The sequence below is a fragment of the Sediminibacillus albus genome (genome assembly GCF_900101125.1).
GTDB classification, from domain to species: Bacteria; Bacillota; Bacilli; order Bacillales; family Amphibacillaceae; genus Sediminibacillus; species Sediminibacillus albus.
Genome location: NZ_FNFL01000008.1, coordinates 36401 through 48879, shown reverse-complemented (window position 1 = coordinate 48879; position 12479 = coordinate 36401). Strand labels below are relative to the sequence as shown.

Below are 12479 nucleotides of genomic sequence, written 5' to 3'. Positions count from 1 at the left end.
AGCTTTCAATCCGTTACATTAAAATTGTCAAACTCTTGTCATCTTTAACAATGGCAGGAGTTTTTTATTTTCGTTAAAATGGTATTATAGGGTCTTATTGAAAAATTTTTCGTTGTTAGACAGCAGGTAAAGGTATTTAGTTGAATATTACTCTATCTTCTGATTACAATGAAAGTGAAAAGCAAACTTTTGCGACTGCATGTTGCTCGTGAATGAAAGCTTGATTGTTCAAAACTTTCCCCTTCATACCTGCTATATATATTAAAGGAGGACCAAACTTAGATGCTATTCGCAGTTTTAATTCCACTTATTATTACTCTTTCCATTCCCTTTCTGAGTAAATTTAAAGGCAAAATCCACCCAGGGGTATTTGTCTTCTTCGTTCCTCTCGGAATCTTTATTTATTTTGTCCGATATGTTGGCGAAGGGTTTTCACCTGTCTTAGAAAGTAATCCATGGATTCCGTCCATGAATATTTTTATGGATTTTTACCTTGATGGGTTAAGTTTACTATTTGTATTGCTCATCAGCGGAATCGGGGCATTAGTAACCCTTTATTCGATCTTCTATCTACATAAATCCGAGAAGCTGGCACACTTTTACGTCTATCTTCTAATGTTCATGACTGCCATGCTCGGAGTAGTATTATCAGACAACATATATGTGCTTTATTCATTTTGGGAGTTAACGTCTATTTCCTCCTTTCTTTTGATCGGTTTTTGGAACCATCGGGAGGGGTCAAGGTACGGCGCAATGAAGTCGATGTTAATTACTGTGTTCGGTGGCTTAAGCATGCTTGGCGGCTTTATCTTGCTGCATGTTATAACCGGTACGTCAAGTATTCAAGCGATGATTGCTGATACAGATGCCATTCTTGGCAGTGCTTACCTTCCATTAATCCTGGGGCTTCTTTTATTAGGGGCATTTACGAAATCAGCTCAATTCCCGTTTCATATCTGGCTGCCGGATGCAATGGAAGCACCTACGCCTGTCAGTGCCTACTTGCATTCAGCCACAATGGTTAAAGCAGGGATATTCCTTGTAGCTAGATTTTCTCCTATATTTACAGGATATCAATGGTTTTTTATTATCGTCAGCGGGATCGGTATCCTTACACTATGCTGGGCCTCTTATATGGCTGTCAGGCAGACAGATCTTAAGGGCATTCTAGCCTTCTCTACCATTAGCCAGCTGGGGATGATTATGGCGATGCTGGGTTTTGGAACGAAAGCAGCAGTATTTGCAGCCGTGTTTCATATTTTGAATCATGCCACTTTCAAAGGAAGTTTGTTCATGATTGCAGGGATAATCGACCATGAAACAGGATCAAGAGATATTCGTAAACTGGGCGGCCTTATGACCTTAATGCCAATATCGATGACTCTTGCCTTGTTTGGTACATTTTCGATGGCAGGTGTCCCGCTGCCTTTCCTTAACGGCTTTTACAGTAAGGAACTGTTTTTCGAAAACGCCCTGGACATTGGCGACACCACTTTATGGATAGCAACAATGATGAAACAAGTGATACCGTACTTGGCAGTTTTCGGCAGTATCTTTACCTTTGTCTACTCTATGTATTTGTTTTTTGGCACGTTTACTGGTGGGCAGAAACTTGAGGAACTTCCGAAAAAACCGCATGAAGCGCCAATTGGCATGCTGGCTGCTCCAATCATATTGGTTGGCGGAGTTATAATTATTGGCTTGTTTCCGAATTTGTTCAATGAATCGTTTCTTGCCCATGCAGCTGAAGCAATCAGCGGTGAGGAAGTACACAAACACATTGCATTTTGGCATGGCTTATCTCCAGCCTTTTTCATGTCGCTGACAGTAGTGGCACTTGGTACGTTGTTATTTGTTTTTCGGGAAAGATGGTGGAAAATTTATCAAACCATTCCTGGCAGTTTGAGTTTCAATAAGGTTTACAATCGTTTGTTATCCGGATTGGATGTTTACTCTGCTAATTTGACGAATTCCTATATGAATGGGTCGCTAAGAAGATATACTGCTTTGATCATTTCTACCATATTTTTAGTAACGACAACTGTCATGATCGGCACTGGCGGTTTTACCTGGAAGACAGATGACTTAGCAGCAATCACGTATCCTGAACTTTTAGTAGGTGTCCTAGTCAGTGTGGCTGCTATTGCTACTATTTTCGCCAAAGACAATGTAGCTGCAATTATTATCCTTGGAGTAGCAGGATATGGCCAGGCTCTATTATTTGTATTTTACCGGGCACCGGATTTAGCGCTGACACAGCTTGCTGTCGAAACAATTACTGTTGCTCTGCTGTTGCTCTGCTTCTATCACCTTCCTCAATTGCGTACAAGGACGGAAGGATTAGGAATTAAATTGACTAACGGTATCATTGCTATCGCATTTGGAAGTATGATGGCATTGATTGGTATTTCTGCCCACAGCAGTAAATGGTTCTCGGTCATTTCCGATTATTTCCTGGAAACCTCACACGACTTAGGCGGTGGAGATAACGTCGTAAATGTCATCCTCGTCGATATGCGTGGGCTTGATACCCTTTTTGAGATTACAGTGTTAGGCATTGCAGCTTTTAGTATTTATACTCTAATTAAGCTGCGCCGCAGCAAGGAGGGTGAGTAAATTGGAAATAATCATGTCGGTCGTGGCAGGAATTCTGTTTGCTGCGGGGATATATAATATTTTACAAAAGCAGCTGCTCAGAATAGTAATCGGAACAGTGATATTATCCAACGGGGCGCATTTATTCATTATAACAATGGGAAAATTGAAGCGTGGCGCTCCACCTGTCTTGGAATACGGAATAACAGAGTATGCTGATCCGCTTCCACAGGCGTTAGTTTTAACATCTATCGTTATCAGTTTCGGCTTGACAAGTTTATTGCTTGTTTTGTCCTATCGAGCTGCACAAGAAAACGAGACAGATAATATGGAAAAATTAAGGGGTAACCATGATGAGTAATTTAGCAGTTTTACCAATAATCATCCCGTTAATTGCCGGGATATTATTGGCTTTCATTCATAAAAAAACAATCCTGGCGAGAAATACGGCTAAACTGCTGTCTATCCTTAACACAGGGGTAGCAGCCTATATCTTTTATTATGTTTATCAAAATGGCACAGTGACGTTAGAAACAGGAGGATGGGAAGCGCCTTATGGTATCGTATTAGTCGCTGACCTGCTGGCAATCACACTCGTACTAACCACGAACATCATTGGTTTGGCTTGTGTCTTTTATGCCCAGCATTCCTTAGCAGAGAAAAAAGAAAGCTTTTATTTTTACTCTTTTTTCTTTTTGCTGATTACTGGTGTCTCTGGAGCTTTTCTAACAGGGGACCTGTTTAACCTGTTTGTATTTTTCGAAGTATTATTAATGGCTTCCTATGCTTTAATTACTTTGGGCGGAGAAAAAGTCCAACTGCGTGAGTCAATTAAGTACGTACTGGTCAATCTTTTTTCATCTATCGTTTTTGTGACAACTATCGCGTTTCTTTATTCCGTTTTGGGTACTGTCAATATGGCCCAAATGGCTGAACGAGTCCAAGAGGTAGAACAACGAGGAATACTAACGACGATCGGTATCCTGCTATTTTTCGTATTTGGAACAAAAGCTGCCCTATTTCCACTTTATTACTGGCTGCCTAAACCATATACGGTTCCAAACCCAGTTATTTCTGCTTTGTTTGCAGCACTATTGACTAAAGTGGGCGTATATTCGATTATCAGGATGTTTACCTTGGTTTTTGTCCACCAAACCTCTTTAACACACGACTTATTTATCTGGATAGCCGGCTTCACCCTTGTATTTGGAGTAATAGGAGCCTTATCGACAGACAATATCAAACTGATCATCGCTTATAATATTATGCCGGCGGTTGGATTTATGATTATGGGTATCGGGATATATAATCAAACAGCTATTAGTGGATCTGTTTATTATTTAGTCCACGATATGATTATCAAGGCTGCCCTATTCTTGCTAGTAGGAGCTATATCCTATTTAGCAGGCACTTCTGACTTGAGAAAAATGAGAGGATTGATTAATCAATATCCACTGCTCGGCTGGCTGCTGTTCATTTCAGCTTTTGTACTTGCTGGTGTCCCTCCATTCAGCGGGTTTATCGGAAAATTACTGATTTTGCAAGGAAGCTTTGCGGAAGGAGAAATAATAATTGCGATCATAGGCCTGCTATCCAGCCTGCTCATTCTATATTCCTTGATGAAGATATTTGTACGAGGTTTCTGGGGAGAAAAAGATGAAACGATCATTGTTAACAAAAAGGCCGCAAACGCTTTTACTTGGCCGATAGCTTTCTTGATTTTCTTTTCTGTTTTGCTCGGTGTCGGTGCGGAACTTTTCTATCCGGTGGTCGAAGACATATCAAACGACTTATTAAACCCTGAAATATATATCGATTCTGTTTTTAAGGAGTAAACCTATATGCCTTTTCAAATTTTATTAAATATTTTGATCGCGGTAATGTGGATGTTTATGAGTGAGAGTTATACCTTTTCCACTTTTTTTTCCGGTTACTTAATCGGAATACTGCTATTGCTCGTACTGCAAAGGTTCATTCCGGACGCTTTTTATATGGAGCGGGTAATCAAAGTATTCAAGTTAATGATATTATTTACAAAAGAATTAATTCTGTCTAACATCGAAATTGTAAAGCTAGTTTACAAACCAAAATTAGACATCAAACCCGGGATTTTTGCTTTGCCGACTGAACTAAAAAGCGACTGGGAAATTACGTTGCTTGCCAACCTGATTTCTTTGACTCCTGGAACGCTTTCGATTGCCGTATCAGATGATAACAGCCTTATCTATGTTCATGCCATGCATCTGGAAGATACCGAGGCTGCCATAACTGATATTAAAGAAACGTTTGAGAAAGCAATTATGGAGGTGACAAGATAAAATGGCTGAAACTTTTGATCAAATCGCTTATGGCATCACGATGATATGCGTAATAGCTACCGCTATATCCCTTGTCCTATTATTAATAAGAGCTATTAAAGGCCCGACCAACCCTGACCGGGCTGTTGCTTTAGATGCTATCGGCATTAACCTGATGGCATTGGTCGGACTTATTGCCGTTCTTCTTGTTACCACCAAGCTGAATGATATTGTGTTGTTGATTGGGATTTTATTATTTATTGGGACAATTGCGTTAGCAAAATTCATTGAAAAGGGTGTTATCATTGACAGGGATTAATATTGATATAATTGTAGACATAATTGTTTCTATCTGCCTGCTTGTTGGAACCTTTTTCATTTTTTCAACCTCGATTGGCTTGCTCAGATTCCCTGATGTTTACACAAGAATGCATGCTGCCACTAAAGCACCAACCATTGGCATTACCGGTATCATGATTGGTGCATTCTTATTCTTATATGTAGAACATGGAATCATGAGCGGAAAGCTTATTTTAGGCCTTCTTTTCGTTTTGTTAACAGTCCCTGTTTCCGGACACATGATATCCCGGGCAGCCCATCGAAGCGACATCGCGCTTTGGGGAGAAAATGTCAGAGATGATTACGCCGAGGCAGTAAAAGCTAAAGAAAACCCTGAAAATACCGAATAAGAAAAACGTTATCCAACCAAAACAAACATCCCCATGAGAGGCGCCGTTATCCTGACAGGATGATGGGGCCTCTTTTGCTATAAGCTTTTACACCGGTGCTTCATTACCGGGAAAAGTTTCATTTATGAGACAGGCACAATTATCCCTGCTCCTACATAGAGTGAGTATATAGGCTATAGCCCACTCTAACGGAGGTGCTTGTTTTTGTCCGGTATATTAAGCGCATTAGCATACATTATTAAGGAAACGTTGTTTTTTGTTTCTTATGTAAAAAACCACGCCTTCCCCCAACCTCTATCACCAAAAGAAGAAGCTGAATATATTGAAAAGATGCAGGAGGGTGACCAACACGCCAGAGATATGTTAATCGAGCACAATTTACGCTTAGTTGCCCATATCGTCAAAAAATTTGAAAATACCGGGGAAGATACTGAAGATTTAATATCCATCGGGACCATTGGTTTAATTAAAGGGATTGAAAGTTTCTCAGTCGGTAAAGGAACGAAATTAGCCACTTATGCTGCAAGATGTATAGAAAACGAAATATTGATGCATTTACGTGCTCTGAAGAAAACCAAAAAAGATGTATCATTGCAGGATCCGATCGGACAGGACAAAGAAGGAAATGAAATCAGCTTAATCGATATCCTCGAAGCAGAGAATGAAGATTTGATTGAGTACATTCAATTAAATATGGAAGTAGAGAAAATAAAAGAATTTATCGGTATTCTGGATGAGCGTGAAAAAGAAGTGGTTATCAACCGTTATGGCTTAAATAACAGTAAGGATTTGACCCAGCGTGAAATTGCCAAAAAACTGAAAATATCCCGAAGTTATGTGTCTAGGATAGAGAAAAGAGCGCTTATGAAAATTTTCCACGAGTATTACCGCCAAGACAAACGGAAATCCTAGCTGCCTCCTCCTGACCGTGACCACTTACTTGGAATTTTTTTTAAAAAAACGCTTGCCGGGGCGGCTACTTATGCTCCAGCAAGCGTTTCGTATTTTTACCTCATTAACTGAGTTATTCCATCAATTGGTTCAATTGGCGCTGCCACTTCCTAAGCAAAGCAGCAAACCAGCCAGCTAAGCTGACTGTGGCTATCAGCAAACCACACACAATGGCCCCTTTTCCATTCGGCTCTAGATAATAACTTATAATCAACCCGAGATAGAGAAAGGTACTCAGCATTAGCAAAGTTTTCAAGAAACGAGTATAGTCTTCGATTTTCTGTTCGATTTGCTTAACTTCTTGGTTCATTGCTGCTTCTCCCTTCCGGCTGTTCTGCCCAATCTATTAAAATAATATCATAGAAAGAGAGATTACCCGAAAGGTAAATATTAGGATGTTTATCTAAATGTTCTCAACAATATCCATTATCAGGTTAGCTGCATTGGCTGCTGCCTTTTCCAAAAATTCTTCAAAGGATACCGAAGAATCCTTGCCCGCAATATCTGACAATGCCCGAATGACCACAAAAGGAACATCGTATTTATAACTTACCTGGGCAATAGCGGCTGCTTCCATTTCAGCTGCTAACATATTAGGAAATTTATCCCTGACAAAATTCACGCGCTGTGTGTCCTGCATAAAGGAATCTCCAGTAGCAATCAATCCTGTTTTAGCATGGATGCCATTCAACCCACTAGCTGCTTGCGCGGCAAGTTCTACCAGCTTTTTGTCAGCTGCAAATTTGGCAGGCATCCCTGGTACTTGGCCATATTCGTAATTGAAAGCAGTCACGTCTGCATCATGATGGACAACATCCGTGGAAATGACCAGATCGCCAACCTCCAATTCCCTGTCAAACCCACCAGCTGAACCTGTATTAATGACGCATGCTGGTTTATATCGTTCATGCAGTATTGTGGCTGACATCGCGGCGTTTACTTTGCCAATACCTGATTGCAGCAATACGACATCCCTATGATTTAATGTCCCTTCAACAAAACTGCTGCCAGCTATTTCTACTGTCTTTTTAATGTCCATTTTGCTTTTAATCAATTCAACTTCTTCATCCATTGCTCCGATGATTGCTATAGTCACGTATGATTCCTCCTATATTTAAAAGCTGCAAGGTTATTCATTTTCAAAGCGGTATTTCTGATCATTTTCCTCAAGGACTTCCACTTTTGTCGGTTTCCAGCCCTGATTTTCTACCCAGGTGACATATGTTCGGTATATTTCCGTTTCAGCACTATCTGAGACAGTGGCAATGACTTGCTGATCGCCTGCCCTTTCTACCCACCAGACAACCCGATCATCACTAGTCAAGTCAGTTGCAAGCTCAATAGCTTCCATCATTTCTTCCCAATCCTGTGTACCTTCCTCATAGGTAGTTTGATGAGGTTCCTGCTGAGAAGTCCCGACAGGCTGCCAATCAGCCGTATAGGCTTCGACTACATTGCTGTCTCCTGAAGAATCGACTTGTTCCCGCTCACCAGCTGATTGCTCATCCCTGGTACCTTCATCTGCATTTTCGGATGTTTCGTCCTGTTGGCTTGTATCATCTTCCGTTTGATTTTCTTCTCCGCCAGCGCTCTCTTTTTCTCCATTGCTGCTATCATCATTTGGCGCCTGTTCATTCCCTGAAGAATTCTGATCTGCATTTTCGGTGGTAGAGTTTTCATCTGATTGATCAGCAGAATTGTTTTCTTCGCCTCCACCAAATAAAAACCAGCCAATCAATATAATAACCAAGATCCCTCCAAGGATTAAAAGTATGGAAATAGCTTTAGTACTTTTTCTCTTTTTTTCAAAGCGATTAACTCTGGAGGGAGAGTAAAATTCATCAGACATGAATGTACCTCCTTTTCTCTCTATTTCTATATTATACTATGGTATTTTGAAAGGGACAAAATGATTCTTACCATATCATTATTCTTTTTTTGTCGAACTTCTTCTAGTTTTGGCATATAGGAAGGAGTCGGCGCATAAACATCTAACTATAAAATATCGAGAACAGGAGGGGATGATTCTGTTGAAGGTAACTAAATTCAATCAGCAACTATGGGGAATAAGAACATTTAATGAAGTAGGATACGATAAAGAAAGTAACCTTTTCTCTGTTTTCTTTCTTGATGGCTCTGAGATGCAATTTTCTAATGTAGAAGAACTTGTCGTCTTTGAATTCATCATAACCTTAGAAAAGGAGGATTTCTTAAAAAAAGTTTTCCTTCCCTACTACCCTTATATCCATAAGACTAAAAAGCTGTCCGAGTTATCTTAAAAGCAGATCAATGGAAACCAAATTCGGTTTTTGTATTACCATAAATCAATCCTGATTTCCACATGCCGCCGATAGGCAGAAAAATGAATAGATAAAAGAAAGATGTTCCCCTGAGGCCTTAGCTCTCTGGGAACATCTTTCTTTGATTTATTAGTCTACGCTAATTATTTCTACTTCCAGGTCTCCGCCCGGTGTAGGCACGGTTACCTTCTCACCAATTTCCCGGCCGATTAATGTCTTAGCAATCGGCGAGTCATTGGAAATTTTTCCTTCAAAGGGATTCGCTTCTGCACTCCCTACAATGGTATAGCTTTCTTCATCACCATCAGGCAATTCTTTAAAAGTAACCGATTTCCCAAGACTTACCATATTAGGATTTTGGTTATCATTTTCAATAATGACTGCATTTCTAATCATATTTTCGACTTGGGCAATTCTCGATTCTACAAATGCCTGTTCATCTTTGGCTGCATCATATTCAGAATTCTCAGATAGGTCGCCGAAACCTCTTGCGATTTTTATTCTTTCGACAACTTCCTGCCTTTTTTCCGTTTTTAAATGATTTAATTCATTTTCTAATTTTTCTTTCCCCTCTTGGGTCATATAAAAGTTTTTTTCTGTAGCCATTTGACACACTCCTTTGATCCCAACATTAATGGCAAAATTCCTGAGTACACCAGGACTTCATCTATCTGGGTATATTTATTTTATATATTATACAGGAAGAAAATGAGAAATTAAATCCATACAGTCACCGGGATTTCATCTCTCCATCTGTATATACTGCCGAAAGCCGTGCCGCTTTATTGCCAAGCTGCATTTAACGGCTATAAAAATGAGCAGCACATTAGTGCGCTCAACGTCTGTTGTTAATATTTTCATTTAAACTATTAACAATACTATGGCAGATTTTATTTAATTTTTCAATACTTTTCTATTTGCCTGTGTAAAAACATCATCCATTAAGGATGGTTTGTATCTTTGTGGCCATTAAATCAATCGCCACATGGTTTTGCCCGCCTTCAGGAATGATGATGTCTGCATAGCGTTTCGTTGGTTCAACAAATTGCAAATGCATAGGGCGTACAACATTGATATATTGTTCAATAACAGAATCTATTGTACGTCCCCGTTCTTTCATATCACGCAAAAGCCTTCTAATAATCCTGACATCTGCATCTGTATCTACAAATACCTTGATATCCATCAGGTCTAACAAACGCTGGTCTTCAAGAATAAGTATGCCTTCCAAAATGATTACTTCTTTAGGCTCTACCCTAATTACTTCCTCTGATCTTGTATGCTTTGTATAATCATAGACCGGTTTATCGATGGGCCTTTGCTCCAGCAAAGTCTTCACATGCTCAATCAACAGGTCATTATCGAAAGCAAGCGGGTGGTCATAATTAGTGTTAAGGCGCTCTTCATAGGGAAGGTGTCCTTGATCTTTGTAATAATAATCCTGTTCGATTACTAAAATCGTTTTGTCTGTAAAACGCTGGCTGATCGATCTTGTCACCGATGTTTTTCCTGAACCGCTTCCGCCGGCTACTCCAATTACTACGGGTTTATTCGACATGCTATTTGCTCTCCTTTAAATTTCTTCATCTTCTGACCGTTAAGGCAATCCCGTCACCTATAGGTATGATGGTTGTCTGATAGTTAGGATGTTCGACCAGCCATTCATTATAACTGCGGATTTTAGTCGCAATTTTATTCGTTCTATCTTTATTTTCAGGCTGATTCGCTACTAGCCCTTTAAAGAGAACATTATCAGAGATAACGACTCCATCTTCACTCAAATATTCGCTGTATAGCTCAAAAAAACGGCGGTATTGTCCCTTCGCCGCATCAATAAACAGCAGGTCATAGGGACCCTCGCTCTTTATTTTTTCCTCTTCTTCCAATGCATCTCCAAAAATCAATTCTATATTGTTCTGTTTATTAAGTGCAGTTATATTTTTGACAGCTTCACGATATCGTTTTTCGTCTCTTTCAATTGTTACTACTTTGGCCTTTGGGTAAGCCTCGAGCATCCTTAGTGCCGAATAACCAATTGCAGTACCTATTTCAAGTATCTTTGCTGGTTTCTTCATTCTGATCAACTGCATTAAAAAATGGATGCCAAGTGGTTCCATAATGGGAATCTGATGTTGCTGAGCATAATGTTCTAATTTATCAACCCATTCCTGATTAGCTGGCAGTGTTCCTGTCAAGTATTGTTCCAAATGTTCGTCCATTTCAGCAAACCCCCTCCGCATATCTGAAGAGCAGAATTCTTCTATACAACCATATTATTTTAACACAAAAAAAACAGGGAATGCGAATTTTGCATTCACTCCCCTGCAGCATCCCTATGCAAATATTCCTGGGTCAATTGCTGATGTTTTTCATAAGTTTCTGAATAATAGACGGTACCATCTTCGGCTGCCACAAAATACATATAACTCGTATCTTCCGGCTCTAAAATAGATTTTAGAGAATTTTCCCCGAAGTTGGAAATCGGACCGACTGGCAGACCTGTTACTTGATACGTGTTATATGGAGACTCTACCTCCAAGTCTTCAAACAACACCCGGGACTTATGCTCTCCTTTGGCGTATAACACTGTAGGATCTGTTTGCAGCATCATGTCCTCTGCTAAACGGTTATAAAAGACCCCCGCTATTAATTTACGGTCTTTCTCGGTCCGCGCTTCTTTCTCTACCAATGAAGCCATCGTCAAAGCTTCATGCACAGAGCCAACCCCGTCTTGTTCCGAAATCGAATCTAAATAAGGTGTTACTACATTTTCAGTTTTTCGGATCATTGATTCAATGATTTTCTCAATACCAGGGTTTTCTTCGTAAAAATCATACGTAGCAGCAAACAAATACCCTTCTAAGGGATATCTGATTTCGGGATCAAGCACTGCTTCTGACAATATCGATGGGTGCTTATTTATTAACTGTTGTACATATTCAACATCTTCAGTTTTCTTTATAAAATCATCAGCATTTATACCTGCTTTTTCAGCAAATATAGAAGCAATCTCCTCAATGTTTTTTCCTTCTGGAATGGTAATTGACAATACCGGTTCCTTCAGCACTGTTCCCGTTTGTAAAGCGTCAACGATTTCCCCAAAAGACATGGATGGAGAAAAATCATATTCCCCTGCTTGAAATTCAGCGACATTATTAAATTTAATATAAAAGCGAAAAACTAAGCTGTTGCTAATAATACCGTTGTCCTCAAGTATTTGGGCGATTTGTGATGTTGATGAGCCCAAAGGTATTTCTACGCCTATTTGGGAGTCGTCATCAGGATCAACAGGTTCCATGGCGGATTTCACATATAGGTATCCTGAAACTGTTCCAATTAAGATTATCAATACTAAACAAGATAAGATAATAGCGACAATTTTCCTGACCGTGCTTGCTTCTTCTATTCTCTGTTTCATCCGTTCGGAAAAATTACCGATTTTATCTGAAGTAGACATAAAGCAACCCCCTTCACCCGATACATTATACTACATATTCAGACACTTTTTCTAATTATTATATGTATTTCCTGCATTTAAGCAAAATTCTGCCCAGTGGCAGGCATTTTCCGAAAATTAAAAAGGCCTGCCGCTGCAAGCAAGTGCTCTTACTGTGCACTGCTGCAAGGCAGACCCCGTATATTAACTA

The 12479-nt window shown here is 39.7% G+C and carries 15 protein-coding genes; 8 read left to right on the top strand and 7 right to left on the bottom strand.

Annotation, left to right across the window (positions count from 1 at the left end):
• Window positions 1-282: 282 nt before the first annotated feature.
• The 7 genes from BLR93_RS16155 to sigK all read left to right on the top strand — a co-directional run bounded on the left by BLR93_RS16155 (window position 283) and on the right by sigK (window position 6493).
• The gene (locus BLR93_RS16155; protein ID WP_093216838.1) at window positions 283-2616 is read left to right on the top strand and encodes a Na+/H+ antiporter subunit A; all 2334 of its coding nucleotides are present in this window, start codon (window positions 283-285) and stop codon (window positions 2614-2616) included.
• A 1-nt stretch (window position 2617) separates the two neighbouring features.
• Window positions 2618-2956 (top strand): Na(+)/H(+) antiporter subunit C, encoded by a 339-nt coding sequence (locus tag BLR93_RS16150; protein ID WP_093216835.1) that lies wholly within the window; start codon window positions 2618-2620, stop codon window positions 2954-2956.
• Window positions 2949-4430 (top strand): Na+/H+ antiporter subunit D, encoded by a 1482-nt coding sequence (locus tag BLR93_RS16145; protein WP_093216834.1) that lies wholly within the window; start codon window positions 2949-2951, stop codon window positions 4428-4430. Before BLR93_RS16150 ends, BLR93_RS16145 begins: the two co-directional genes overlap by 8 nt.
• 6 nt (window positions 4431-4436) lie before the next feature.
• Complete coding sequence (locus BLR93_RS16140) at window positions 4437-4913, top strand: Na+/H+ antiporter subunit E (protein ID WP_093216831.1); 477 nt, start codon at window positions 4437-4439, stop codon at window positions 4911-4913.
• A 40-nt stretch (window positions 4914-4953) separates the two neighbouring features.
• Window positions 4954-5211 (top strand): Na(+)/H(+) antiporter subunit F1, encoded by a 258-nt coding sequence (locus BLR93_RS16135; protein ID WP_425440955.1) that lies wholly within the window; start codon window positions 4954-4956, stop codon window positions 5209-5211.
• The gene (mnhG, locus tag BLR93_RS16130; RefSeq protein ID WP_093216826.1) at window positions 5198-5581 is read left to right on the top strand and encodes a monovalent cation/H(+) antiporter subunit G; all 384 of its coding nucleotides are present in this window, start codon (window positions 5198-5200) and stop codon (window positions 5579-5581) included. The genes BLR93_RS16135 and mnhG overlap by 14 nt, the downstream gene beginning before the upstream one ends.
• 204 nt (window positions 5582-5785) lie before the next feature.
• Window positions 5786-6493, top strand: a complete 708-nt coding sequence (sigK, locus tag BLR93_RS16125) for an RNA polymerase sporulation sigma factor SigK (protein ID WP_093216824.1) — start codon at window positions 5786-5788, stop codon at window positions 6491-6493.
• A 112-nt stretch (window positions 6494-6605) separates the two neighbouring features.
• Here sigK and BLR93_RS16120 read toward each other — a convergent pair whose 3' ends face one another.
• From BLR93_RS16120 to BLR93_RS16110, 3 genes are all read right to left on the bottom strand, one after another.
• On the bottom strand, window positions 6606-6842 hold the full coding sequence (locus BLR93_RS16120) for a YrhC family protein (protein ID WP_093216821.1): 237 nt from the start codon (window positions 6840-6842) through the stop codon (window positions 6606-6608).
• A 93-nt stretch (window positions 6843-6935) separates the two neighbouring features.
• Window positions 6936-7628, bottom strand: a complete 693-nt coding sequence (mtnN, locus tag BLR93_RS16115) for a 5'-methylthioadenosine/S-adenosylhomocysteine nucleosidase (protein ID WP_093216819.1) — start codon at window positions 7626-7628, stop codon at window positions 6936-6938.
• A gap of 33 nt (window positions 7629-7661) precedes the next feature.
• Complete coding sequence (locus tag BLR93_RS16110; protein WP_093216816.1) at window positions 7662-8381, bottom strand: YrrS family protein; 720 nt, start codon at window positions 8379-8381, stop codon at window positions 7662-7664.
• 181 nt (window positions 8382-8562) lie between these two features.
• On the opposite strand from BLR93_RS16110, the gene BLR93_RS16105 reads away from it, so the two are divergent.
• Window positions 8563-8811 (top strand): KTSC domain-containing protein, encoded by a 249-nt coding sequence (locus BLR93_RS16105; protein ID WP_093216814.1) that lies wholly within the window; start codon window positions 8563-8565, stop codon window positions 8809-8811.
• Between the two features lie 150 nt (window positions 8812-8961).
• On the opposite strand, the gene greA is transcribed toward BLR93_RS16105, so the two are convergent.
• The 4 genes from greA to mltG form a co-directional block, all read right to left on the bottom strand.
• Window positions 8962-9438, bottom strand: a complete 477-nt coding sequence (gene greA / locus BLR93_RS16100; RefSeq protein ID WP_093216811.1) for a transcription elongation factor GreA — start codon at window positions 9436-9438, stop codon at window positions 8962-8964.
• Between the two features lie 328 nt (window positions 9439-9766).
• The gene (gene udk / locus BLR93_RS16095; RefSeq protein WP_093216809.1) at window positions 9767-10390 is read right to left on the bottom strand and encodes a uridine kinase; all 624 of its coding nucleotides are present in this window, start codon (window positions 10388-10390) and stop codon (window positions 9767-9769) included.
• A gap of 25 nt (window positions 10391-10415) precedes the next feature.
• A complete protein-coding gene (locus BLR93_RS16090; RefSeq protein ID WP_245690180.1) occupies window positions 10416-11051 on the bottom strand; it encodes an O-methyltransferase in 636 nt (211 codons plus the stop codon).
• A 95-nt stretch (window positions 11052-11146) separates the two neighbouring features.
• Complete coding sequence (mltG, locus tag BLR93_RS16085) at window positions 11147-12289, bottom strand: endolytic transglycosylase MltG (protein WP_093216804.1); 1143 nt, start codon at window positions 12287-12289, stop codon at window positions 11147-11149.
• Window positions 12290-12479 lie beyond the last annotated feature (190 nt).